At 41.1% G+C, this 24,271-nt stretch carries 23 protein-coding genes, 1 pseudogene and 1 riboswitch; of the genes and pseudogenes, 11 read left to right on the top strand and 13 right to left on the bottom strand.

All coding sequences use genetic code 11. The features are described 5' to 3' along the window. The first annotated feature begins 182 nt into the window (after positions 1–182). Positions 183–2,081: a tRNA uridine-5-carboxymethylaminomethyl(34) synthesis enzyme MnmG gene (gene mnmG, locus M1381_01730; GenBank protein MCL4477808.1), complete on the top strand. Its 1,899-nt coding sequence runs from the start codon at positions 183–185 to the stop codon at positions 2,079–2,081. 34 nt (positions 2,082–2,115) lie between these two features. Further along, complete coding sequence (locus M1381_01725; GenBank protein ID MCL4477807.1) at positions 2,116–2,829, top strand: histidine phosphatase family protein; 714 nt, start codon at positions 2,116–2,118, stop codon at positions 2,827–2,829. A 159-nt stretch (positions 2,830–2,988) separates the two neighbouring features. Here M1381_01725 and M1381_01720 read toward each other — a convergent pair whose 3' ends face one another. The 13 genes from M1381_01720 to M1381_01660 form a co-directional block, all read right to left on the bottom strand. Next, positions 2,989–3,417 carry a response regulator gene (locus M1381_01720; GenBank protein MCL4477806.1) on the bottom strand — a complete coding sequence of 143 codons (429 nt, stop codon included), beginning with the start codon at positions 3,415–3,417 and terminating at the stop codon, positions 2,989–2,991. A 147-nt stretch (positions 3,418–3,564) separates the two neighbouring features. Beyond that, entirely contained in the window at positions 3,565–4,458 is an 894-nt protein-coding gene (locus M1381_01715; protein ID MCL4477805.1) for an ABC transporter substrate-binding protein, read from the bottom strand. Position 4,459: 1 nt separating this feature from the next. Continuing rightward, complete coding sequence (locus M1381_01710; protein MCL4477804.1) at positions 4,460–5,872, bottom strand: cobyrinate a,c-diamide synthase; 1,413 nt, start codon at positions 5,870–5,872, stop codon at positions 4,460–4,462. Positions 5,873–5,924: 52 nt separating this feature from the next. Further along, positions 5,925–7,016 carry a threonine-phosphate decarboxylase CobD gene (gene cobD / locus M1381_01705; GenBank protein MCL4477803.1) on the bottom strand — a complete coding sequence of 364 codons (1,092 nt, stop codon included), beginning with the start codon at positions 7,014–7,016 and terminating at the stop codon, positions 5,925–5,927. Then, complete coding sequence (gene cbiB / locus M1381_01700; protein ID MCL4477802.1) at positions 7,013–7,972, bottom strand: adenosylcobinamide-phosphate synthase CbiB; 960 nt, start codon at positions 7,970–7,972, stop codon at positions 7,013–7,015. Before cbiB ends, cobD begins: the two co-directional genes overlap by 4 nt. A gap of 30 nt (positions 7,973–8,002) precedes the next feature. After that, positions 8,003–9,409 carry a peptide-modifying radical SAM enzyme CbpB gene (gene cbpB / locus M1381_01695; GenBank protein MCL4477801.1) on the bottom strand — a complete coding sequence of 469 codons (1,407 nt, stop codon included), beginning with the start codon at positions 9,407–9,409 and terminating at the stop codon, positions 8,003–8,005. 18 nt (positions 9,410–9,427) lie between these two features. Beyond that, positions 9,428–9,559 carry a modified peptide precursor CbpA gene (gene cbpA / locus M1381_01690; protein ID MCL4477800.1) on the bottom strand — a complete coding sequence of 44 codons (132 nt, stop codon included), beginning with the start codon at positions 9,557–9,559 and terminating at the stop codon, positions 9,428–9,430. 51 nt (positions 9,560–9,610) lie between these two features. Continuing rightward, positions 9,611–11,248 carry a cobyric acid synthase gene (locus M1381_01685; protein MCL4477799.1) on the bottom strand — a complete coding sequence of 546 codons (1,638 nt, stop codon included), beginning with the start codon at positions 11,246–11,248 and terminating at the stop codon, positions 9,611–9,613. Next, the gene (locus M1381_01680; GenBank protein ID MCL4477798.1) at positions 11,233–12,066 is read right to left on the bottom strand and encodes an adenosylcobinamide-GDP ribazoletransferase; all 834 of its coding nucleotides are present in this window, start codon (positions 12,064–12,066) and stop codon (positions 11,233–11,235) included. Before M1381_01680 ends, M1381_01685 begins: the two co-directional genes overlap by 16 nt. Positions 12,067–12,070: 4 nt before the next feature. Then, complete coding sequence (cobT, locus tag M1381_01675; protein MCL4477797.1) at positions 12,071–13,153, bottom strand: nicotinate-nucleotide--dimethylbenzimidazole phosphoribosyltransferase; 1,083 nt, start codon at positions 13,151–13,153, stop codon at positions 12,071–12,073. A gap of 28 nt (positions 13,154–13,181) precedes the next feature. Then, entirely contained in the window at positions 13,182–13,811 is a 630-nt protein-coding gene (gene cobU / locus M1381_01670; protein ID MCL4477796.1) for a bifunctional adenosylcobinamide kinase/adenosylcobinamide-phosphate guanylyltransferase, read from the bottom strand. 6 nt (positions 13,812–13,817) lie between these two features. Then, on the bottom strand, positions 13,818–14,936 hold the full coding sequence (locus M1381_01665; protein MCL4477795.1) for a hypothetical protein: 1,119 nt from the start codon (positions 14,934–14,936) through the stop codon (positions 13,818–13,820). 34 nt (positions 14,937–14,970) lie between these two features. Next, positions 14,971–16,872 carry a TonB-dependent receptor gene (locus M1381_01660; protein MCL4477794.1) on the bottom strand — a complete coding sequence of 634 codons (1,902 nt, stop codon included), beginning with the start codon at positions 16,870–16,872 and terminating at the stop codon, positions 14,971–14,973. Between the two features lie 28 nt (positions 16,873–16,900). Next, positions 16,901–17,089, bottom strand: a riboswitch (cobalamin riboswitch). Positions 17,090–17,406: 317 nt separating this feature from the next. Here M1381_01660 and M1381_01655 point away from each other — a divergent pair. From M1381_01655 to M1381_01615, 9 genes and pseudogenes are all read left to right on the top strand, one after another. Beyond that, positions 17,407–17,541, top strand: a pseudogene (locus M1381_01655) (NADP-dependent oxidoreductase). Positions 17,542–17,600: 59 nt separating this feature from the next. Further along, positions 17,601–17,855, top strand: coding sequence for a hypothetical protein (locus tag M1381_01650; GenBank protein MCL4477793.1), 255 nt, complete (start codon positions 17,601–17,603; stop codon positions 17,853–17,855). Further along, a complete protein-coding gene (locus tag M1381_01645) occupies positions 17,845–19,278 on the top strand; it encodes a thiolase family protein (protein ID MCL4477792.1) in 1,434 nt (477 codons plus the stop codon). The genes M1381_01650 and M1381_01645 overlap by 11 nt, the downstream gene beginning before the upstream one ends. Continuing rightward, positions 19,275–19,823, top strand: coding sequence for a Zn-ribbon domain-containing OB-fold protein (locus tag M1381_01640; protein ID MCL4477791.1), 549 nt, complete (start codon positions 19,275–19,277; stop codon positions 19,821–19,823). The genes M1381_01645 and M1381_01640 overlap by 4 nt, the downstream gene beginning before the upstream one ends. Before the next feature lie 166 nt (positions 19,824–19,989). Beyond that, positions 19,990–21,177, top strand: coding sequence for a bifunctional glutamate N-acetyltransferase/amino-acid acetyltransferase ArgJ (argJ, locus tag M1381_01635; GenBank protein ID MCL4477790.1), 1,188 nt, complete (start codon positions 19,990–19,992; stop codon positions 21,175–21,177). 8 nt (positions 21,178–21,185) lie between these two features. Continuing rightward, the gene (locus M1381_01630) at positions 21,186–21,764 is read left to right on the top strand and encodes a lytic transglycosylase domain-containing protein (protein ID MCL4477789.1); all 579 of its coding nucleotides are present in this window, start codon (positions 21,186–21,188) and stop codon (positions 21,762–21,764) included. A gap of 3 nt (positions 21,765–21,767) precedes the next feature. Then, positions 21,768–23,318 carry a tetratricopeptide repeat protein gene (locus M1381_01625; protein MCL4477788.1) on the top strand — a complete coding sequence of 517 codons (1,551 nt, stop codon included), beginning with the start codon at positions 21,768–21,770 and terminating at the stop codon, positions 23,316–23,318. Further along, entirely contained in the window at positions 23,311–23,955 is a 645-nt protein-coding gene (gene pgsA / locus M1381_01620; protein MCL4477787.1) for a CDP-diacylglycerol--glycerol-3-phosphate 3-phosphatidyltransferase, read from the top strand. Before M1381_01625 ends, pgsA begins: the two co-directional genes overlap by 8 nt. Beyond that, positions 23,912–24,115 carry a dodecin family protein gene (locus M1381_01615; GenBank protein ID MCL4477786.1) on the top strand — a complete coding sequence of 68 codons (204 nt, stop codon included), beginning with the start codon at positions 23,912–23,914 and terminating at the stop codon, positions 24,113–24,115. The genes pgsA and M1381_01615 overlap by 44 nt, the downstream gene beginning before the upstream one ends. The last annotated feature ends 156 nt before the right edge of the window (positions 24,116–24,271 follow it).

Below are 24,271 nucleotides of genomic sequence, written 5' to 3'. Positions count from 1 at the left end.
TTGTATGTAACTTCTCGTGGTAATGACAGGGGCGTAATATTCGTTAATCCAAACAATACATTTAAAAAAAACGGATAAAAAGGTTCCCTATTGTATTTTTGAGTTTAAGATTGATTATTAAACGGTCTGTGCTATAATCTATAATCATATTCAACGGTTAAAATGTTTCATGTGAAACACTTATGAAAAAAATCATTTATGATACATATTATGATGTTATTGTTGTTGGCGCAGGCCACGCAGGCATAGAGGCGTCCCTGGCAGGTGCAAAAATGGGCTGCAAGGTGTTACTGCTTACAGGTAATCTTGATACTGTTGGTTATATGTCTTGCAACCCTGCAATAGGTGGATTGGCCAAGGGTCACCTTGTTCGTGAGATTGATGCGATTGGTGGAGAGATGGCAATAGCATCGGATTACGCCGGCATACACTTCAGAAGATTAAACACAAACAAAGGCCCGGCAGTAAGGGGGAACCGCTGCCAGTGTGACAGGGTAATGTACAGAACATACATGAAAACGATTATAGAACAGCAGGAAGGCATTGATCTAAAACAGGCAACAGTAATCTCGCTTATAACAGAGCAGGGTAGAATAAAAGGGGTTGAAACATCCATTGGGCTTGTGTTTTATGGAAAAACAGTTATCTTGACAACGGGAACATTCTTAAATGGATTGATCCATATCGGGCTTACAAGCTTCCCGGCAGGCAGGGCAGGAGAGCCTCCTTCAATAGGAATATCTGACAGTTTGAGACAGCTTGGATTTGAGGTAGGCAGACTAAAAACAGGAACAACCCCAAGACTGGATGCAAAAAACATAGATTTCTCAGTGCTCGAAAAACAGCCCGGGGATGAACCGCCTATTCCGTTTTCGTTTAAAACTGCGTATATTACAAACCCGCAGGTTTCATGTTATATGACGTACACAAATGCACAAACGCATACGTTTATTTTATCCGGCCTGGATCGCTCTCCTCTATATACGGGCATTATAAAGGGTACCGGGGCAAGGTATTGTCCTTCAGTTGAAGATAAGGTTGTAAAATTTAAAGACAAACCACGACATCAGATATTTCTTGAGCCAGAGGGCTACCAAACAAAAGAAATCTATCCAAATGGTCTGGCAACAAGCCTGCCTTATGATATTCAATTAAAAATGCTCAGATCTATAAAAGGACTTGAACAGGTAGAAATTATGAGGCCGGGGTATGCAATAGAGTATGACTTTGTTAACCCTACACAGCTATATCCAACACTCGAAACAAAACTTGTAAAAGGGCTTTATCATGCAGGACAGATCAATGGCACCTCAGGTTATGAGGAAGCTGCTGCGCAGGGTATTGTTGCAGGTATTAATGCGGGTTTGCAGGTTTTAGATAAAGAACCTTTGATCATCACAAGGCAGCAAGCTTATATTGGCGTACTTATAGATGATCTCGTTACAAAAGGAACAAGTGAGCCGTACAGGATGTTTACATCAAGGGCGGAGTACAGGCTTATTTTAAGAGAAGATAATGCGGACATGCGGCTTAGTGATATGGGTAAAAACATAGGGCTTTTAAGCGACGCAGATTATAAGCATTTTGTAGAAAAAAGGGAACAATATAATGAAGCGATGACCTCACTACAGCAAAAAAAGATAACAGGAAAACCATTAAAAGCTATATTTGAACAAACCGGGTATAATGATAAGGGAGAGGCCATAACCTTATATCAATTGCTTAAAATGCCTAATGTTACAATGAAACATATTGAAGGATTAGAACCATCATTAGCGGGTGCAAGCTGGATATTAAAGGATTCCATAGAAGTGGCTATAAAATACGACGGCTATATAAAAAGAGAGCTGGAGTATATGGAACGATTTAAAAAGATAGAAGATATAAAAATACCAGAGGAATTTAATTTTAGTATTATTCCGGGCTTATCAGCAGAAGTTAAAGAAAAGTTGAATAAATTCAAGCCATTAACACTTGGTCAGGCATCAAGAATCTCCGGGATTACTCCATCTGCTATTACAATACTTGATGTCTATATAAAAAGATTTAAAACAATAAACATTAAATCAGACAGCAAATAAAAAATATGTAAACGGATCAACACAAAGATATTATATGCCATTAACATTATACTTGATAAGACATGGAGAGATCGAAGGAAGCGAATTCCGGAAATATACCGGCAGCATAGACGTTGTTTTATCAAAAAATGGTATTGAACAGATAAAAGTGGTATCAAGATTTTTTAATAAGATATTGTTACATAAACCAGAAACTCTTCGGCCAAAGATATCTGTTGATACTGAAAAAGATACACAACAGCAGATGGAATCAGGGCTTTTGCTGGATGCTATATATGTATCTCCATTAAAAAGGGCATTTGATAGTGCAGAGATTATTGCAGCACCTTACAGGATAAAGCCTTTTATTTTTAAAGAATTAAGGGAGATGAGCTTTGGTAAGTGGGAAGGTATGACATTTGATAGTATTAAACAGCAATATCCAGAGGCATTCAATGCATGGACCAATAATCCTTTTAAGAATAGACCTGTTGGCGGGGAGAGCATAAAAGAGGTTAGCGAACGGGTAATCAATGTACTGCATCAGGTGCTTTCTCAGCATAGCTCTGGTAACATAGCTATTGTTGCTCATGGCGGAGTTAACAGGGTGATACTGTGCCATTTAACAGGTATACCTTATGAACATTTATTCAGGATAGAGCAAGATTACGCGTGTGTGAATATAATAGAATTCTGGGAAAGCTACCCTGTAATAAAAGCATTAAATATAAGACCAGATTTTATATATAACAAGATTAAACAAATTTAACTAAAATAGTGCATCTAAAAAAACATGGAAACCTGTAAGAGGAAGGTGTACCCCTCCAGGGGATGGACCGCTTGTTTTAAACCGTTTATACTGTTAAAATTGTTAAAGAGATCGCACTGCTCCGTTACATCTTTTGTATTGTTTTATAATGAGTGAACATTAGTGCAATAGATCAGTACTGTTTGCTGTAAATCGTTCCGGTTTATTTGGAGTAGCCCTTCTTTTCTTACTTGATAGATTAATCATATACTCAAGCTTTTCCATACTGTATGGTTTTTCAATATAGAAAATAGAACCATGATTAAAAGCAACTCCCATACAATCTTTTGTCGCTCCACAAGATGAGGTTGCAATAACTGCTGTTGTATCGCAATTTTTCTTAATAATATCAATGATTGAAAGCTCCTTCATTTCAGGCAATCTGATATCAATAACAACAATATCAAATATCTGTTTTTCAGACGCAGATAACGCATCTTCTATATTATAAGCAACCGATAGCTCAAGATCATCATTGCTTGATTTAAGCAAATATACCATCTTATCAACAAATGCTGTATCATGATCAATTATTAGTATTCTTATCATCTGAATATCCCTTTTACATACAAATAAAGCACGAAATATGCCAACTTAAACAAAAAAAATATTAATGATTTCAATAAGTTAGTAAATGTACAGGAATGTATATTTGTAAATATTTACACGCTATGCAGAATTTGCATATATTATATTTTACTTAAAAACCCCCGGATGTATTATCTTCGCAATATCTAAAAATCCCTTTATAATGTTAGGTCCCGGCCTTGAGACAATGTTTTGATTAACATGATAAACCCTTTTTTCCCTTATTGCCTTTATCTCTGGCCATCCTGGCCTCCGTTTTAATGCATTTATATTAAGTCCATCTGCAAGTATGATGATATCGGGATTTTTCGATATAATATATTCTGTTGAAAGTTGGGGCCACTGATCTATTGTATTATGTGCAATGTTTTTTGCGTGCGCCATTGTTATAAGGGTATCTATCAAACTACCACTGCCTGCTGAAAACGGCCTTGATGGATCAGATGCGTCAATCTCAAAATACACAAGAGGTGTTGTTTTGCAACTGCTTAACTTTGAAACTATCCAGTCTATTTGTTGTTTCATTTGATTTACAATAACGGATGCAGCAGCATTTGTTGAAAAGATTCTGCCGGCAAGTCTTATATCGTGCATTACCCCATCAATGGTATCGGGTGATAGAATTATGCAAGGGATATTTAAATGCTCAAGCCTGTTACATATCATATTCTCCCCGTAAATTCCCACAACCAACTGCGGGTTCAAAGAAACAATTTCTTCTACTGATGGATTTATAAATCCAACCCTTTTCACGTCTTTGGGAAGGGGATTATCATCCGTATTGCTTGCACCGACAATAGTGGATGTCATGCCAAGTGCAGAAACAATATCCGTGTTTGACGGAGCAAGTGTAACGACCCTTTTTACAGGGATACGTATAAATACCTTTCGACCCGCATCATCAGTGATGGCTATGTTTGTAACAACCTGTGCATGCAGTTGTATGGCATGCCATACAACTGCAATAATGAACAATGTAAGAACTATAAACCTTTTTAACATATCATATCCTTCTCTTTATAAAGTTTATAAACTGTAATGCAATGTTCGGGTTAGAGTAAAAATGTACATGTATATAGCTTGCGAGTATGCACTTTACACAATAGCCTTCCTCGGTATGATTTGGTTCCAGTTTATAACAGGTACTGATTAATACGCCCGGCGTGATGTTTATGCGTTCAGAATAATGAAACTCTTGTCCTTTTAATCTATCGTCCTTTTTGCCAAGTATACAATCTTCTTTCAGGATTATTTCTCTATAACCCAGGTGCAACCTTGATCTTTCCATTTTAGTCTCGAATGGCATTACATCAACCATCCTGTGAAACCTATTGTCAAAATCGTAGATTCCCTTTGATAGGTACATCATCCCGCCGCACTCTGCATAAACAGGTTTATCAGCATCTACCCATGCTCTTATGGATTCAAACATTGATTTGTTTTCTGATAGTGTATGTGCGTGCACCTCCGGATAACCGCCTCCTATATACAGGACATCAGCATCGGGTACTTGTTCGTCAACCATGGGACTGAATCTTATAATCTCTGCACCGGCATCTCTTAAAAGATCTAGATTGTCTGCATAGTAAAAACAAAATGCCTTATCATACGCAAGGGCAATACGGATTTTAGGTTCAATACTTGCATTGGGAGATTCGAATTGCGGCAATAAAGATTCAACCCCCCTGTCTTTTATCTGGTGAATCTTGTGACTTGAGTAGTGGCGGGATAACCCGGCTCCTACAACAGAAGCTTGAATTATACCATCTATATCAATATATTCCAGCACAGTCTCCCCAAGTTTATCTATGTTTTGCTGTGTAATGGGATTTTCCTGTGCCGGTATAAGCCCGAGGTGTCTCTCATGGATTTTAAAGTCATCATTTTTTGGCAGATAACCTAAAACAGGTACATCCCTTACAGCATGTTTGAGCATGTTGAAATGCATCTCAGATGATACACGATTAAATATTACACCTGCTATTGCAGTTTTTTTCAATTCAACGGTCTTTACTCTACTATATTCTGCAAACCCACTTACAATTGCACCGGCGCTCTCGGCCATTCCATAAGCATCGACAACCAATACAACAGGCAGGTTAAGAAGCACTGCAAGATCTGCCGTATTGAAATCCCCGTCATACATGCCCATAACGCCTTCCACTACTGCAATATCAACATCTGCAGTATGTTTAGAAAAACATTCTTTGATACCCTGCTCACCGCACATCCAGAGATCAAGATTCCGTGATGGTATGCCTGTAACAAATGTATGTAAACCGGTATCTATAAAATCAGGTCCAACCTTGAACGATTGAATTTTTAGCCCTTTTTTCTTTAATGCACACAGCAGCCCAAGTGTTACTGTTGTTTTGCCACAACCACTATGTGTACCTGCTATTACCATGCCGTGCATAAAATTCCCTTCTGTAAAAAGATAGTATAAAATGTCGTTTGCATATGTATGATCAGTCTCTATCTAAAGAGATATTTCTGTGCGGCACTAAGGCAGATAGCAGACGCACGTTCTCTTCCCTTGTTCTTACTGCAACCCTAATGTAAGTCTTATCAAGTCCTTTGAAATCAGAGCATAGCCTGACAAGCATTCCTTTCTCCCTTAAATCATCATATAGTTGATCTGCATTTGATAGTTTCAACAGATAAAAATTGGCATAAGAATGTAAAAACCTTATACCAGACTTACTAAAATTGCTTACAAGGAATTGCTTTTCAATATCAATCAATATATAAGTGGCATTTTTATATAAAGAATCCCTCAGTGCGGCTATACCTGCCATTTGTGCAAGTGTATTTATTGTCCAAGGTTCTTTATGTTGCTTGATAACATCTATAATCTTTAATGGGAATATGCCATAACCAAGCCTTAAACCAGCCAATGCATAAAACTTTGTCATGGATCTTATCATGATCAGATAAGGATTTTTCTCAACCTCATGGATTACAGATGCATCCGGGACAAAATCAATAAATGCCTCATCAACAATCAGATAAGACTTTAATGCCTTTGCAGCAGCAGCAATCCTCAAAACATCTTTTTTTTGAATAAGCCTTCCTGTTGGGTTATTGGGATTGCATAAAAATACCATGTCGCATAATTCACCTTTTCCACTCATTACGTCTATAAATTCATCCACGTTTATATCAAAGTTATTCTCTTTTTTTAACCCATAGTTTAAAACACTTGCCCCATAACTCTTGCATGCCCTATCATACTCAGAGAATGTCGGCACCGGAATAAGTACCCTCTTAGGCTGTAGTGCCCTTATGATAAGGTATATAAGTTCTGTGCTGCCATTACCACAGATAATATGTTTTGGATCTATATTGTGGTATTTTGCAATCTCAAGCCTGAGTGCCTTTGCATCGGTATCAGGATAATGAGAAAGATATTTAAGGTTGCGATCAATCTCTATGATAACACCCTTTGGCATTCCAAGTGGATTTATAGATGCACTAAAATCCATTATTTTGTCTTCAGGAACCCCCAATTCTTCACTTGCCCTGAATATATTACCACCATGTAATGCCGAGGGTTTCATAAAAGCTTCCTTATAAATAAACCGGCTGTTGTTATGCAGAAACCAATAAAATAGGCGAACCTGACAATGCTTATAGCCTTTCCGGATTGCAGCAGGTAATCATTGTTTGTATCCGTTCCAATATAAGGCTTTTCAACAGATATACCATTGTATGCGGATGTACCACCAAGCATTACACCAAGTGCGCCTGCTATTGCAGACTCCGGTATGCCTGCATTCGGACTTGGATGCTTTTTCCCATCATGGAGCATTGTACGAAAAGCGTTAACCGCTGTCGACCAGCCATACACGATCATCGATGTAATAACAATAAGCATGCCTGTTATTCTTGCAGGTATGAAGTTTGCTATGTCATCTATTCTTGCAGAGGCATGTCCGAAATGGATGTACCTTTCGTTTTTATACCCGACCATGGAGTCAAGTGTATTTATTGCCTTGTATCCAATTGCAAAGGGCAAGCCTCCCATAGCAAGATAAAACATAGGTGCTATGATTCCGTCCGACAAGTTCTCTGATAGGGTTTCTATTGTTGCCATAAGTATCTTTCTCTGAGATAGTGTTTCAGTATCCCTGGCAACAAGCCTGCTTAATCTGCTTCTTGCTGTATCAAGTTTACCATCTTTAACAGCTCCGATAACCTTTTTACCTTCATTTATTAATTCTTTTCCTGCAATCGTAGCGGATATGAGATACACAAGCGAAATATTACACATAACTATCAGGGACTTATTGTGGAGATGATATACAAGGCTGGTTATAAAGGCTGTTATGATGGATGCAGGCAGGACTATTATGATAACAAGAACTATGCCCGCGAGCTTTTGTGCAAACGGTGTCTTGGCATACCTCCTCAATAGGGTTTCTACCTTTAGGATTGTCTTCCCAATCATTCTCACTGGATGCGGCAGCCATACCGGGTCCCCAATCACAAGGTCAAGGAGATATGCAAGCATCATTATGAAAGGTGAAATGCTAAACATAGAGGTTTACAAGTAATGAGGTTTATGAGAATGATTGAGAGTAAATGTATCTTTTGTTCCTTTATCCCAATCATCCCAGAGGAAAGCATCCTGTCTGCCATCTGCAATAACCCTGAAGGCGTAGCGGGTTTGTTCTTCATAGAACTCGCAAAAAGCCCCGGTTTTATCCATTCTACCATGCATTGCATGGACCTCTGCAGGACACGGCGCACCACAGAAATTGCGTATTGCACAACGGCTGCACGGCTCTATATCTTCTACTTTCCGGCCGGCAACTATACTAAAAGGACTGCTCACGAGTACATCCTCAATATCGTCTTTAAAAATATTACCGCCTTTAAATGCCGGCAATCCGACGAATTCACTGCACGGAAACAGATCTCCATTTGCCGAAAGGGCGAAAAAAAACCTTCCACCACCACAGGGGGAAATATCGCACATAAGACGCCGTGCGGTAGGCGCAATAATCGCAAGCAGGACATTTGCAAAGTTGGAAACTACAAGTTTTTTGCCGGTCTTCTGATAAAGCTTGTATGTGCGATCCATCGCAGCAAGATAATGCTTCACAGCATCGGCATCGGAAGGTTTGACTTCCCTTGACGACGGCATAGTACCGCGCACGATGTTCAGCATGCAGCCCGGCACCTCATGGCTATGAAAAAATTCCGCGAGACTTACCAGGTGATGCATATTTTCACGGGTAATGGTACTTATAATATTCCAGCTGGTGTACCCCTTTAAACGCTCCATTGCTTCGGCTGTCTTTTTATAGGTGCTCTCTCCACTCCAGTTATGTCGCGTGCGGCTGTCGACGGCAGATGTTGGGCCATCAAGAGACATACCAATACTTACATTCCTGGAGGTTAAAAATTCTACGGTCTGCTCATCCAAAAATGTTGCATTGGTTTGGATGCCAAACTGGAAGTCTTTACCGTACTTATCTATACCGGCAAAAACAGCCTCACGGTTGAGCAGTGGTTCAGCACCATGAAAGATAATCTGTGGAAAGGTTCCTGTTGGCAGAGTTCTGCTGAAATAGCTTTTAAGTTGTTCTAAAGCCTCAAAAAGCTCTTTTGACGACATGCTGTGCCCATTGCGTCTCATGTTTCCAGGAATATAGCAGTATGAACAATTGAGATTGCATTTTTCAGTCGGGTTAAAGTATACGGCAGACGGCCTCCGGGTAAAACGCAGGGCTTCCATTTCTTTTCTAAACTCGTCCAACTTCCCGATATACGCCTTTCTATAGCTGGCATCACTCAGGACATCTGCAAGCCTATTGCGTTTTACCAGTAACCAGAACGCCGTATCAGGATCTACCAGAGCAAGATAGTTTTTATGCCCGATATCAACAGGCAAAAGTGAGGGACCATTACCGGTATTGATAAAATGGCCCTTTGAATTAAATATCATTTAGTAAAAACTCTGTTCTCAGTTGGACTTTAAAATATAGTGTGACAAACCAGTGCCACTGACATTGCAAGACTTACGATATGATATTAAACCCTTGGCGGGTTTACCCTTTTTATGGATTTGCTTCTTACCTTTTTTAAATGTTTTCATGTTTATCCTCCTTTTTTAATTTGATTCATCCCAAATTTTATGCGGCTGAATTCATACCCGTATGAGACTTTTTATAAATTCCATATCAAGATGCATTTTTACAGTATCTGTAAAACGATCGATGGTCTCATCTTGAGTCTTAGTATAGCTATAGATATGTTTTAATGGCTTTAAGCCCTTTTTGGTCCTTATGCTATTCAGGATTACCCTTCTAAATTTATCATTATCAAAAATGCCATGGATGTAAGTGCCAAAACAGTTTTTATTTTTTGATCCGTCCGGGGTATCAAATCCCCCCATAGATTTTGTGTTCTCGCCCGAAACCCTCTTTAACCTGAACAACCCTATATCCCCTTTGCTTACTCCATGATGGATTTCGTAGCCCTTTAATCCTGTATCTTCCAAACCCTTGATTCCAAGCGCTGACCCCTGAACTATCTTAACTTCCACTTGTGATGTTATCTTCTCTTTTTGAAACACTGTTTTGATATTCAGCATGCCAATCCCGTCTAATGTTTTAATCCTGCCTTCCACACTATAAGGGTTCAGAAGCCTTTTCCCAAGCATCTGATATCCACCGCATATACCGATGATCTGAATATCTTTTTTATAAGCTTTCTTTATACTTTCCGTAAGTCCTGTGCGCTTCAAAAATGTAAGATCATCCATTGTATTTTTAGTGCCCGGGATTATCACTATATCCGCCTGCGATATATCCGATGGATTATTCGAATATATAAGCTCAACATCGGGTTCATAGTAAAAGGGCTCGAAATCCGTGAAGTTTGAGATGTATAAAAGCTTTACCACAACGATCTTGATTGAATCTTGTATCTCAAATTTCTCGTAAGCGCGGGGTTTATGCTCGGCAACATGAACGCCCATGTTTGAAATGAATTTTGTAGGGGCAGGATTTCCCTGCCCTTTTGTTTGGAATGTGCGATGTGTCCTCGCCCCTGCATAAATTTCTTTAATAGATGTCCCATCCTCTTCAGGGAGATACAGGTCCCTTACATAAGGGATTACACCGATAACAGGCCTGCCGGTTTTTGTTTTTATCATTTTCAGACCGGGTTTGAGTAAGCCTAAATCACCCCTGAATTTGTTTATGATGAATGCCTTTATATACCTGCTATCTCTGCAAAGAAGCTTTATGGTACCATAAAATGAGGCAAATACACCGCCTTTATCAATGTCCCCTACTAACAAAACAGGTGCATTTGCATATTTTGCCATTGCCATATTTACTATATCATTCTTCATAAGATTTATCTCGGCAGGGCTGCCAGCACCCTCTATAATGATTAGCTCGTGGCTCTTAGAAAGCCTCTGAAAGGAGCTTCTGACTGCTTCCAATGCATAATTTTTAAATCCATAATACCCTTTTGCCTGCATTATTGAATGGACCTTTCCATGAATAACTATCTGAACACCTGCCTCACCTGAAGGCTTTAATAATATTGGGTTCATATCAATCTCAGGCTCTATCCTTGCTGCTCTAGCCTGAAGCGCCTGGGCAACACCTATCTCTCCGCCTTCTTTTGTTACATATGCATTCAATGCCATGTTCTGTGCCTTAAATGGTGCCACATCTATACCCATATCCTTAAAAATCCTGCACAGTGCAGTAACAAGAAGACTTTTTCCAACACCTGAGCCAGTGCCTTGAATCATCAGTGATTGAGCCATAATACCACCACCATTAAGAACACCACCTCTGATAATTCACTTATTGCACCTAAGATATCACCGGTTATCCCGCCAAATCGTTTCTTGGATAGTCGCATGGACACAATACTGAATCCATACAGTATAAGGAACAGAACAAAGAACAACAGGAACCTATTTAACAAGCTATCGTCAAAAATCGAGTACGTGTACAATGCGACACCTGCCAAACCCATTGCTAATACTGTTGAGGCTATAAGGTGAGCTAATGTTGCATAATCAATAAATATCCTGCCAATGCCTTCCTGCCGTGCGGATGTGCCATAATACAGAGCAGGGACCATTGCCCATTTTGAGAATACGGGCATTATAAAAAGTAGCAAATATACCGTACCCCATGGAACGGTCAAAAATAAAGCGTTCAACAAAACAAATTTAATCAGGATCGTAAACACGATACCGATTGCTCCGATTGAACCTATCCTGCTGTCCTTCATTGCAGATAATCTTTTCTCAATGTCTGATGTGATAGTGCCGGTTGGTGCTACACCAAGCGCATCAAAGGTGTCTGCCAGTCCGTCAAAATGTAAGCCTTTATTGGTGATGATGAGGATCATAATCACCAATACGCTTATAATCTCAACGGTGGCATGGCATGCCACGTCACCGCAAAAGACATCCCTTAATAAGGCGGCAAGCAAAACGGCGACTGCCCCCTGAAATGCTCCAACAACAGGAAAGAACATAGATGAGCCGGCAATATCATACTCACTGATATGCTCGCTTATTTTTACCGGTAAAATCGTGAGAAACTGGAATGCGATCAGGAGCTTACGCATGGTCTTAAATCTTTTCTTCCTTTTCAGACACCCCTGCTTGTTCAAAGGTTGCCATCTCTTTATATATGTTCAGCCCTGCCTCTATGAGGGGCATGGCAAGCACTGCGCCTGTGCCCTCTCCAAGTCGAAGGTTAAGATCCAGAATGGGTTGTAGCCCCATTTTATCAAGCATTGCTTTATGTCCGATTTCAACCGAGTTGTGCGCTGCAAACATATAATCCTTTGTTTTTGGCTCAATTGAGTAGGCTATTAATGCCCCTGCAGTGGATATAAAACCATCAATAACAACAGGCTTCTTTTGAGATGCACAACCAAGTATTAAGCCAGCAATGCCGCCGATCTCAGCACCACCAACCTTCGCAAGCACATTAATCGGATCCTTTGGATCGGGCCTATTGATGGCAATAGCTTGCTCAATAACATCAATCTTATGTTTCAACGCATTGTCATCTATGCCCGTGCCCCTGCCGGTGACTTCCGTTACAGACCTTCCTGTTAATACCGCTGCAATAGCCGATGACGGTGTTGTATTTGCAATACCCATGTCACCTGTTCCAAACATTTTGTAACCCTGTTGTGCATAAGCATTGGCAAGATCGATGCCGACCTGGATACATTGTTCTGCTTGCTCTTTTGTCATTGCAGGACCTTTGGCAATGTTCTTAGTGCCATGCATGACCTTGTTCGAGATGAATAATCCCCCTTTTATTCCACCCTTTGTAAGGGCAGGGTTAAAATCATAATCAACCCCTATATCAACGACAACCACATCAGCCCCTGCATGCCGGGCGAGTACATTGATTGCAGCCCCGCCATTTACAAAATTCAAAACCATCTCCCGCGTAACCTCTTTTGGAAAAGCGGATACACCCTCTCCTGCAACACCGTGATCACCTGCAAAGGTAAATATCACTTTTTTGTTTACGTCAGGCATTGTGTTTCCTGTTATAGCTACAAGCCTTTTTGCAAACTCCTCAAGCCTTCCGAGGCTATCCTTAGGCTTTGTAAGATTATCAAGCCTTGACTGCGCCTGTTGCACAGGTGAAGTATCCATGTTCTGAATATTTATTAAAGTCTCGTCAAACATCAAAATATCTCCTTCCCTTTATTATATTTTATTTAATCTTCATCGGTATTCCAGCAACCATAAAATACACCTCGTCCGCTATGCCCGCTATGCGCTGGTTTAACAGACCTTGATAATCTCTGAACGCGCGTGCGAGTGTATTCGCCGGCACTATACCCATACCGACTTCATTGGAAACGATAAATACTGCTGGAGAAGGGCTTGTACCTGCCACGGGGTAACCCTGCCCCTCTTCTCTATGAATGTCCTTGTTATCCAGCCTTTGCACCAAACGTACTGGATCTCCTGCATACTGCACCGGCAGGGCTTTGCCCTGTCGGTGGATGATGATGGCTCCTACAAGTTTTTCGATCTCTTGCAGAACATCCAAACCTTCATGCATCGCATTTGAAAGCCATACGGTGAGGCAGTCGATCAATAGAACATCATACGTATGTTGCAAATCTTCGACCAGCCTTGCAACCCTTATAGGCTCTTCATAGGTATCCCATACGCTGTTCCGCTGCCTTTTGTGCGCCTCTATACGTTCCTTCATTTCATCATCAATTACCAGTGCCGTTGCTATAAACGCCTTTTTTCCAGGCAGCATCTGTGCCTGAGAAATCGCAAAGGCGCTCTTACCGCTTCGTGCCCCGCCTATTATTAAAATACCATGCATGATCAATCAATACACAAACACCACATCCTGCGCAGGTTCGGTCAGTTTGAATGTTTTGATTATCTTGTTTGTTGTTGGATCAATCTCAAAGACCATATTGTCCTGCCAGTCCGTTGCCCATAGGGTACCGTCCGGTGCAAATTCTATACTCGTTAAATTGAACCCGGTCAGTCCGGAAATCTGCTTGCTCAGATCTGTCGTTGTAATAAATATGCCTGTATTGGTATTGATCTCATCATACCCAACCATGCTCCCGGATGCCACATACCCCATACCTGTCGTACTGATGGCAATACCCGCGCCGCTGCCGCTGAGCGGTACGGCTGCCTTTTCCGTAAAGGCTTTATCGAACAATTCCGCATAACCGCCGATTGAACTGTAATTGCCGCTCGATATAACGGCAAAGCCGGTTTGCCCCAGTGGCTCGACTGCTTGCAGGTTAATACCGGTTGTTGTGGTGACGGGTGTTAACAAGGTATCCGAAGATGGCTCTATAACACTTACCATGGCAGGCTGCGTGTATGAGTAAGCCGCATAATCAGCACCATTGTTCGCAACCATAACCTTGCCGTTTACCATTGCTATCCCCCAAGGGTGTGCCTGAAATGAAGACGGCCATGTTGTGTATGAGGTAATGGTTATGTACCCTGACACGGTGTTCTTATCCAAATTCAATACAGCAACCTGATTTGTTCCATTCAACGATACATAGCCTTTTTTAACACCACTCACTGTTGTTACCGTCATATATTCCGGGTAACTGCCAACAGGTAAGGCAATAATCCCTTTGTTCGTTATATTGATTGAGGAGTTTCCACCGGATGATAGAGAATTAACAGTCCCCCCTGTAACAGAGATTGCATAAAGTGAACCGTATACACTGCCTGCCGGTTGTGATAAAGCAATTACATGAGGCTCTTTATCTGACACAGTAACAGTATCCACGGAAATTGTGGAATCGCCGCTATTAACAACATAAAGAGTGCTGCCATCAAGCAGCATGCTGTTTGGTATTAGACCAACTGTCTTACCCGAACCTGAGTTCGTTTTCCCGCACCCCGTGAATCCGAGCAGTACTACCCCGAATGCAAGCGCTAAAACCAGTTTGACTTCCAATTTCTTCATTTTTTCTCCTTTTTTTAATCTTTAGTTTTGAGTTTTATATTTTGAATTCTATCCCCGCCCATACGTACCTTCCCGGCAATGGATAGCCGGAAATATACTGATAGCTCGTCAGTGTATTGAATGAATCTGAGAAATACTGGGTAAATGTTATAAACGGCCTTACGTATCCTATCTTATAGCTCAGCATTGCATTGATATCGTAGAACCCGGGCAGCGGCTGGCTGTTCGATGGCGTTACCTGGCGTTCACCGGTATAACCGATGCCAGCCGATATGTATCTGTTATCCTCGCCAATCTTTACGGACCCATTTGCAAGAAGGGCAGGCCTGTATGTCAGCTCCTTGCCGTACGATCCGGGCGGACTGTTTGAAAGATTGATCGTGTCCATCGCGCTCATGTTACCTGACACAGCCAGTAGTCGCAGAGGCCTTGTATGAAAAGACAGTTCAATACCTTTAATGAAGGCACCCGAGATATTCTGAGGCATCCAAACATTGTTTATGGATGGTGACCACTGGATCAGATTGTGATACCGGTCATAAAACCCGTTTATCTCAACCGTTGTGTTTGTGAGCGGAGACACAAGCAGCCCGAGTTCGTAGCCGATTTTTGTTTCAGGCTTTAGCGCCGGATTGCCCTGCGCACCGGCAGCATTCGGCCAATAAAGATCATCGAGCGAAGGGGCTTGAAATGCCGTTGATACGCGCATCTTAACAGCCATCCATGATACGGGCTTTAATGCCGTGCCGATACCGTATGTTGCGACATCCCCGATATCGGAGATGGACTGATAAGCGGTGTCGCCGACTATTGCAAGCCATTCCAACGGCTTTGCTATATCCTCAATGCCAAGACTGCCTGTATACCTTGTATGTCTGCCGATGTTCGATGACACCGCCTGCTGGAACAGCCCGTCTCCATTGATACTGAGGGTGTTGAACGGTATGCGATGCAGTATAAGCGTTGCACCTGCCTCGTTGTCCGTATCATTTGATTTGGACGGATTGGATTCCAGCACATAAACATTGTCAAAATATCTTGAATCCTCATTCACATGACTCAAAGAGGCTTTCACTGCCACCGCCTCCGAGGCGTACCTGTATCTCATGATATATATACCATGGCTGTCGTACTCCCTTGCCTGAGGCGAAGGCATGCCGAGCGCACCGGGTACGCCCTTATCGCTTTCGTACAGGTGCGTTATGAAATAAGCCCTGTTATTGTCTTTGCTGAACCCCAGCCCGGCAAGCACCCATATACCCCTGTAGTCATTGTTCTGCCGGATGTGGGAAATGCCGTTATCGTCAATATACGGATAATCGCCCTTCGATGATTCATATCCCGGAGAAATGAGCATAGTCCAGCCGCAGGATTTCACCCTTGCGGTTGCATCGATATGGTAGCTGTCGAAACTGCCTGCCATGGCCTTTAGGTCCACGGTGTTTTTTTTGGGGAACACATCAGGCATAATATTGACAACGCCGCCCATTGCCGATTCCCCGTACAGGCTGGACATACCGCCCCTGACGATCTCGATGGAAGAGATACCGGAAATTGGAAAGGTGGACAGGTCAAACCCGGACAATTCGACGTTGTTCAGCCGTATACCGTCGAGCAGGATCTCAGACTGGGACGTGTCCGCACCGCGAATGGATATACCGGATAGTGCGCCCATCCAGCCGTACGGGGGTATGGTCACATCCGGCACATGCGAGAGTGCGTCCGTCAGCGTGGCACTGTTTTGCATGGCTGTGGATGTTATAACGGAGACGGATGAAGGGGTAAGTTCATATTCAGACGGTACCCTTTCGCCTGTAACAACAACCTCCTGCATTGTTAACGACTCGCCAGCTGCGTATGTTGGTCCGAAAAAGAGAAAGGCACAAAGAAAAAGCCCTCCTCTCTTAAGGACGGGCCTGTAAAAATACCTTTTCACGTTTGCCTCGTCTCTCCCACGAAGAGAGGTCTATAAAATTCTTTTTAGCAGGTTTCCTGGCTCGGGTTCATTGCACGGCGTACTGTGGTACGCCCCTACTGCCTTCCCATACCGCTCATGCGGAACAGTGGCATGTAGTTTCAAAAACACCCTTACAGTGGCGGGGCCGCTCCGGCATTTCACCGGATTCCCTGACACTAAAAAGTGATTACCATTTATGGTGATATGAGTATTTTGTCAAGTTAATTTTAAAAAACCACATGCTCCCGCTCTTATTCGCCGGTCCATAATGGTATCTGTATCGAAAACAAAGCCATTCTTTTCTCATTAACCGGAAAATTACTTGAATAATCTGTCCCGTCAAGTATGGACTTCCCGGTAACGGACAGGCAGAGCTGTTGACTTCGTTTTGTAGTTAAGCACATATGACAGACTGACATATTCACTAGGCTACTAAACAAAAAGAACTTTTTTATAGAAAACTCCCGGGTAATTTGATAGAATGATTATGCATTCTTACAAGAAGATGGCATCAGGGAGCTGAGGAAGCTCGAATCTGATGCGGCCCCGATCACCTTTGCACTCGGAATACTTGGTATGCCGGGTCTTACAGTGTATTTCGGCCTTATTGATATAGGCAAGCCCGGGCAGGACGAAATGGTATTGGTCCCGAGAAGATCAAGATAAAAACGTCCAAATTGCCGGCATGATAAAAATCAATCAATCCGGTGTACGGAAAGTTTGCGATCATGGGCAGCCACGAATTTTATGCAGACATCGAGCATGCGATGGCGTTTACGAGAAAAGCGGGCATTGGTGTCCTCAGGTGCGAGGGCATAACAGTAAACGGCTTGATTAACATTTCAGTTCACTCACAAGGCTGTCATACATTTAAAAAAGGGAGCAACAATTTGTTGCTCTGCCATGACAGCTGCCTGGATTCATTAAGGCATGAGCAAACATTAAAGATAAGTGACCGGTGAACTTATTGATAGAACGAATACCACATTTTATCGTATTATGAAACCGGATTCCGCATTCCGCGTATGCCTTTGTCACAGTAATGTGGAAAATAAAAAACTGGATAAAATATATAAATATGCTATAAAGAAAACCTATAGAGGTGTCTATATGAAGAAGGTTGCTATTGTTGGATTCGGGACCACGCAGTTCAGGGCAAGATGGATTGAGAAAACATACTATGAGCTTGCCTATGATGCGGCAAAGCTGGCACTTGAGGACGCCGGTATAGACAAAAAAGAGATCGGCGGTGTGGTGTATGGTATTTATAACGAGTTTTTTGAAAGACAGTTAATGCCTGATGTGTATATACATAACTACATAGGCATGGGGCTTAAACCATCGGTAAGGGTAGCAACAGGCGGGGCAACAGGCGGAGCAGCTGTGTTTGTTGCATGGTCGTGGATAGCATCCGGTTTGTATGATAGCGTCATGGTCCTTGGCGTAGAAAAGGCAACGGACAACTATAACTATGTTCTAGGACATTCAACGCCGGAGGTATTGAAAGCAATATTATTTTCAGGGGATATGACATTTGAAACACCGATGGGCATAACGGCTGCGGCATCTTATGCTCTGCCTCTTGTTGCGCATATGAATAAGTATGGCACACCAACAGAAAAGCAGATGGCAATGGTTTCTGTTAAAAATCATAAGAATGCAATGAACAACTCAATAGCTCAAAGTCCAAAGCTGCTTACAATAGATGATGTTCTTAATTCAAAGATGATCACATATCCGTTCAAGTTTTATGATAACTGTCTGTACTCAGAAGGTGCATCAGCCGTTATTCTTGCCTCAGAGGACAAGGCTAAAGAATTAACAGATAATCCTGCATGGATAACAGGCGTAGGGCTTTCACTTGATAAGGCTTATGCCGGGGAACGGCATGACATCACCGTATTCACATCAAGCGTATATGCCGGGAAAGATGCTTATAAGATGGCCGGCATAAGGAACCCGAGAAAGGACCTGGATTTTGCTGAACTTCATGATGCATTCACGGGTGCAGAGATACTCTCTTATGAGGCATTCAATTTTTGTAAACCAGGTGAGGGTGGAAAATTAATCGAAGACGGGGTTGTTGAAATGGGTGGGGAACTGCCTGTAAATCCAAGCGGCGGGTTGATTGGATGCGGGCACGCGGTCGGGGCAACAGGCGTTATGCAGACAGGGGAAGCGGCATTGCAGGTTCAGGGCAGGGCAGAAAAAAGACAGGTAAAAAATGCGCGCAAAGGGATTGTGCAAAGTATTGGCGGTCCTGCAACAGCATGGACAGCGGCTCTTATTGTAGAAAGGATTGATAAAATTAAGGTCAAGGCAAAGAAGGATTCCAAGAGTCAAACACCTGTTACAAAAAAGAACAATGAGAAGGTAGTAAGATGATAAAAAATAAAGAAAAATGGGTAGAAGAGGCGTCAAAAAAGATTAAAGTTCCAAAAGAGCTTATTGAAAAAGCTTTTAAAGAAGAGATAGACGGGAATCCGTCTATAGATACGCCTCTTGAAGTCCCTGATATTATGGACATAACATACAAATACAGCTATGGCGGGATATCAAGGTTTTTTAGAGAAATAAGGGATAATCAAAAATTATTTGGATCAAAATGCACAAAATGCGGCAAGGTATGGCTTCCGCCGAGGGTACATTGTAATGAATGCTATGCATCTACAGAATGGGTTGAGCTTGGAGATACGGCAGAAATCGCAACGTATACGGTTGTTTACTATGGCACATCAATCTTCTTTGATAAAACACCTTATGTGTGTGCGTTCGTTAGAGTAGATGGTGCAGATACCCTGTTGATGCAGAATATTTTTTTTAAAGATATTAACAATGCAAGGGTAGGTATGAAGCTTAAAATAAAGTTTAAAGATAATCGCAACGGTGACACAGGTGATTTTTGGTTTGTACCTGTTGAGGAGGCATAGTGAAGAGCTTACAAAGTGCTATGAGATTTGATGTATCTGTGCTAATACAGATACAGGCATGCTATGGTGTATGTGCTAAGCAGAGATCTCAAACTGAACAGGAACGGACAGCATGGATTATGCCTTATTAAAAAAATACATGTATAGTTATTAAGGAAGGATAGATATGGCACTGTCATTACCAAAAGGTTTTTTGTATTCAGGTGTAAGCTGCGGAATAAAACCAGAGGGTAAAAAGGATTTAGCCCTTATATATTCTGAGGTTCCGGCAATTGCTGCAGGACTTTTTACTACTAATGCAATAAAAGCAGCTCCTGTAATCTACTCGATAAATCAGCTGAAAAAGGGTAAGAAAAGGGCTATACTCGCCAACAGTGGTGTTGCAAATGCTGCCACAGGTGAGGATGGTTTAAAGGATGTAAACGATATTATAAATACATATGCAAACGGTTTGAAGATAAAACCGGATGAACTTCTCGCCGCATCAACAGGTGTGATAGGTAAAAGGATGCCGGTGGATAAGGTTAAGGCTCAGGTAAGTATACTTATTAACGATCTATCCAGGCAAGGATTCATGGATGCTGTTAAGGCAGTAATGACAACAGACACTGTTCCAAAATATGGTTCAAGAAAGTTAAGAATATCGGGTAAAGATGTTACGCTGACAGGGTTTGTAAAAGGATCAGGCATGATTCAACCTCATCTTGCAACTATGCTTACATTTTTCACATCGGATGCAAACATTTCTTCAACAGCACTAAAGCGTGCATTACAGAGTGCCGTGGATCTATCGTTTAATAGAATAACGATAGATGGAGAAATGAGTACGAATGATTCTGTATTGATTCTTGCAAATGGGCTTGCAGAAAACGAGGTAATCGAAGACGGTAAGAATTATACAGCATTTGAACAGGCATTTATAGATCTATCAAAAGAACTTTCAGACAAAATGGTAAGAGACGGAGAGGGCGCAAAAAAGGTAATAGAGATTTATGTAAAAGGTGCGAAAACAATAGATGATGCAAAAAATGTAGCATACAAACTTGCCAATTCGCCTCTTATAAAAACCGCTTTTTTTGGTGAAGACCCTAACTGGGGCAGGATTATAGCCACGGTAGGAGCCTCATGCCATTATGTAACAGAGGATAAATTAAGGGTATGGATTGGCAAGCAGATAGTCTTTAATAGCGGAAGAGGTGCTGATAATGAGGCACTTATGAAAGCAAGAAATATAATGAAGAATAGAGCTATACAGCTTATAGTGGATTTAGGCTATGGAGATAAAGAGTTTGATGTAAAAACGTGTGACCTTACTTATGATTATATCAGGATAAATTCAATATACACAAGTTAGGAGATGGTGTGAAAAAAATACTATTCTTAATTATTTTGTCTATCATACCATATACAGGGTATGCAAAGGCAGCTGTATACAGCTATGTTGACAGAAATGGCGTTATGCATTTCACAAATGTTCCCACCAACAATAAGTATAAACTCCTTTTCAGGGATTTATCTTCCTATAATCATGAACAAATAGCAGAGAATAAATTGAAGCACGAGGTTATGATTATAGCAGATAAGTACAATATAGATCCCTTGCTTATTATGGCAATGATAAAAGTGGAAAGTGATTATATGCCTGATGCTGTTTCCTCTGCCGGTGCTGTTGGATTAATGCAGGTATTACCATCAACAGCAGAATTGTTTTATGTAAAAAATCTTTACTCACCCAAAGACAACATAGAAGCAGGGGTAGAATATTTTAAGTATCTCTATACCATATTTAATGGAGATTATGTAAAGGCAATAGCAGCATATAATGCAGGCGAACAGGCTGTACTTAAATATAAAGGCATTCCTCCATACCCTGAAACCCAGTGGTACGTAGCAAAGGTTTTAAAAACCTTCTTTAAAATGAAGGGATATATAAAAAGGTGATGAATGGCAAAAATAAAAAAGATTTCTACTAACAATTCAACGGATAGTCAGCTTACCAATGCAAAGAGGTATATAGCAGAAGGTAATTACGTTGATGCGAAAGATGAAATTGAGCATGTACTTGATGCGAGTCCAATGGATGATAGGGCTTTAAACCTGCTTGCAATAGTTATGCTTAAACTTGAACAATATGATAAAGCAGTTAAACTATATGAAGAACTCATAACACGTTATCCTCAAACAACGACATTACATACAAACCTTGGTGTCGCGTATCTCAAGAATAACCAGGCAGAAAAAGCGATCAAAGAATTTGAGTTTGTGATAAATAAAGAGTCAGGCAATAAAACAGCAAACAAGCTCCTTGGCAGGGCATTATTAAAACTTGATAAAGTGCAGGACGCGATTGAATCTTTTGAAAGGGCAGGAATGCATGAGTATGCAAACAAGTTAAAGCAGCACGGTGCCACTGATTCGGTGGTGTCTGAACTCTCCGGAGAAGATATCGCGCACGAAGAAATTAATAAGAATAAAATTATTGGAGAGATTTTCAGTAAACGCACAGCTTCCGTTATAGAGCAAGACGTATTGGCAGGGGATGTGATTATAAATGATGATACGCCCGAAGAAGAGATTATCAAAAAGCGGGAAGAATTCAGTGAACAGCAGATTATAGAAGAAAATGAATTGGCAGAACAAGAAACAGAAAAAGTCTTTCCGGATAGTGTAAAAGAAAGATCAGATGATGCAGATGAACAAACCCAGCAAGATGTCCGGAGATCAACATTAGAGCCTCATTCCGAAAAGGAAGAAGAACAGGATGCCGGGTATGAAAAAAGCCATATAATTGCCAGAGGGAATACAGCAAGTGAAGATGAAATAACGTCTGGATCATATAATAAGACAGTGCATAAAGAGCCTTTAGTCCTGGTTGGTAAAGAGCTTGAGGCAATGGAAAAAGAATCAGCAATACGGATTTATGATAAGCACGCCGTTTTTATAAGTGATGCACTTTTAGCCTTTCGGTTGAATGGAAATATTGTTTATGTAAAGTCTAAAGGCGTTGACATGCAAACGGAAGGCCTAACAGTAGAACAAGCGTACAAAAGGTACAGGGGAAAAGATACAAAAGCCATATTCGCAGAAAAAAAAGACGATCCTATAATTCTTTTTTACGGTACGGGAATGATCGTATATAAATCGCAGCTTTTATCGGTAAAAGTTTTTAATATAAAAAATGAACACATATTCGTTAATGATGAAAGACTCGAGGCTTTTTATGGGGATCTTGAATGGGAAAACGGACGGCTTGAGTTGCAGGCAGATAAAAGTAAAAATGTGACACAATTCAAAGGCACTGGCGACATATTTCTCGGTTTGAATAACGGGTTGCACAGCGTTGAAATAACATCAAATAATCCCATGATATTGCGCATAGAATCACTGCTCGGATGGTATGGTAAATTGATACCAAGACTTGTATCAAATCAGACGCAGCTTTCCGGTTTGTTTATATCTTTTCACGGAGAAGGTGTGGTGCTGCTTGATGCATAATAAGCTTGTAAGGGATATGCTTAAACTGCCCAATTTACTCTCTCTGTCTCGAATCTTGATGGTTCCGGTTCTTATAGTTTTAATGGAGATTATAAAGTATATGCCCGCGGACAACATGTATAGGTTAAAATGGATAAGTTTTGCCTCTGCTGTTGTGTTTGGTTTTGGTGGGCTTACCGATTTTTTTGACGGGTATTTCGCGAGAAAGTATAAAGACATAACAACAATAGGTAAATTGATAGATCCTGTAGCAGACAAAGTACTGGTAGCTACTTCTTTAATTATGCTTATATCCATCAATCGAATTTATGGATGGGTAGTTGTTCTCATAATAGGAAGGGAATTCGCAGTAACGGGATTAAGATCGATAGCCTCTTCAGAAGGTATTGTTATCCCCGCGTCTCTGGAGGGTAAATATAAGACGGTTTTTCAGATAACGGGGATTATCGGGTTATTAATTCATTATACATACTTTGGCATTGATTTTCAAAAAATAGGAATGCTGTATGTGTGGATTGCATTGATCGTAACCTTATGGTCGGGAACGAAATATTTTATAAATTTTTCCAATATATTTGGGAAGGAGGAAAACTATGGCAGTAGCAAGAGTAACACAGGTGGTAGCATCATCCACTAAGAGCTGGGATGATGCAGTTCAGGAGGCATTAAAAAGGGCAAATAAGACATTGAGAAATCTTACTGGTATGGAAATCGTTTCTCAGAAGGCGAAGATACAGAATGGGAAGATAAAAGAATTCAGGGTAACCATTAACATAACATTCATTCTTGAGGATTAACAGAGGCCCAATCCTTGTAAATGAGCCAGGCTGTCCAGGACATCATTTTGATACGGTGGACGAATAATCTCAGATTTCTTATGTTGAATTTATTAGATTCTTCATTTCAATAAGAATGAAAAATAACATTGTAATCGTACTATCTGGACAGCCTCA

Source organism: Deltaproteobacteria bacterium, from assembly GCA_023382265.1.
In the GTDB taxonomy this organism is placed as follows: Bacteria; JAMCPX01; JAMCPX01; order JAMCPX01; family JAMCPX01; genus JAMCPX01.
This window is presented reverse-complemented; position numbering and strand designations above follow the sequence as displayed.

Coding starts and splice junctions, on each gene's coding strand:
- mnmG (MCL4477808.1), top strand. CDS start 183: ATGAAAAAAATCATTTATGATACATATTATGATGTTATTGTTGTTGGC.
- M1381_01725 (MCL4477807.1), top strand. CDS start 2,116: ATGCCATTAACATTATACTTGATAAGACATGGAGAGATCGAAGGAAGC.
- M1381_01720 (MCL4477806.1), bottom strand. CDS start 3,417: ATGATAAGAATACTAATAATTGATCATGATACAGCATTTGTTGATAAG.
- M1381_01715 (MCL4477805.1), bottom strand. CDS start 4,458: ATGTTAAAAAGGTTTATAGTTCTTACATTGTTCATTATTGCAGTTGTA.
- M1381_01710 (MCL4477804.1), bottom strand. CDS start 5,872: ATGCACGGCATGGTAATAGCAGGTACACATAGTGGTTGTGGCAAAACA.
- cobD (MCL4477803.1), bottom strand. CDS start 7,016: ATGAAACCCTCGGCATTACATGGTGGTAATATATTCAGGGCAAGTGAA.
- cbiB (MCL4477802.1), bottom strand. CDS start 7,972: ATGATGCTTGCATATCTCCTTGACCTTGTGATTGGGGACCCGGTATGG.
- cbpB (MCL4477801.1), bottom strand. CDS start 9,409: ATGATATTTAATTCAAAGGGCCATTTTATCAATACCGGTAATGGTCCC.
- cbpA (MCL4477800.1), bottom strand. CDS start 9,559: ATGAAAACATTTAAAAAAGGTAAGAAGCAAATCCATAAAAAGGGTAAA.
- M1381_01685 (MCL4477799.1), bottom strand. CDS start 11,248: ATGGCTCAATCACTGATGATTCAAGGCACTGGCTCAGGTGTTGGAAAA.
- M1381_01680 (MCL4477798.1), bottom strand. CDS start 12,066: ATGCGTAAGCTCCTGATCGCATTCCAGTTTCTCACGATTTTACCGGTA.
- cobT (MCL4477797.1), bottom strand. CDS start 13,153: ATGTTTGACGAGACTTTAATAAATATTCAGAACATGGATACTTCACCT.
- cobU (MCL4477796.1), bottom strand. CDS start 13,811: ATGCATGGTATTTTAATAATAGGCGGGGCACGAAGCGGTAAGAGCGCC.
- M1381_01665 (MCL4477795.1), bottom strand. CDS start 14,936: ATGAAGAAATTGGAAGTCAAACTGGTTTTAGCGCTTGCATTCGGGGTA.
- M1381_01640 (MCL4477791.1), top strand. CDS start 19,275: ATGATAAAAAATAAAGAAAAATGGGTAGAAGAGGCGTCAAAAAAGATT.
- argJ (MCL4477790.1), top strand. CDS start 19,990: ATGGCACTGTCATTACCAAAAGGTTTTTTGTATTCAGGTGTAAGCTGC.
- M1381_01625 (MCL4477788.1), top strand. CDS start 21,768: ATGGCAAAAATAAAAAAGATTTCTACTAACAATTCAACGGATAGTCAG.
- pgsA (MCL4477787.1), top strand. CDS start 23,311: ATGCATAATAAGCTTGTAAGGGATATGCTTAAACTGCCCAATTTACTC.
- M1381_01615 (MCL4477786.1), top strand. CDS start 23,912: ATGGCAGTAGCAAGAGTAACACAGGTGGTAGCATCATCCACTAAGAGC.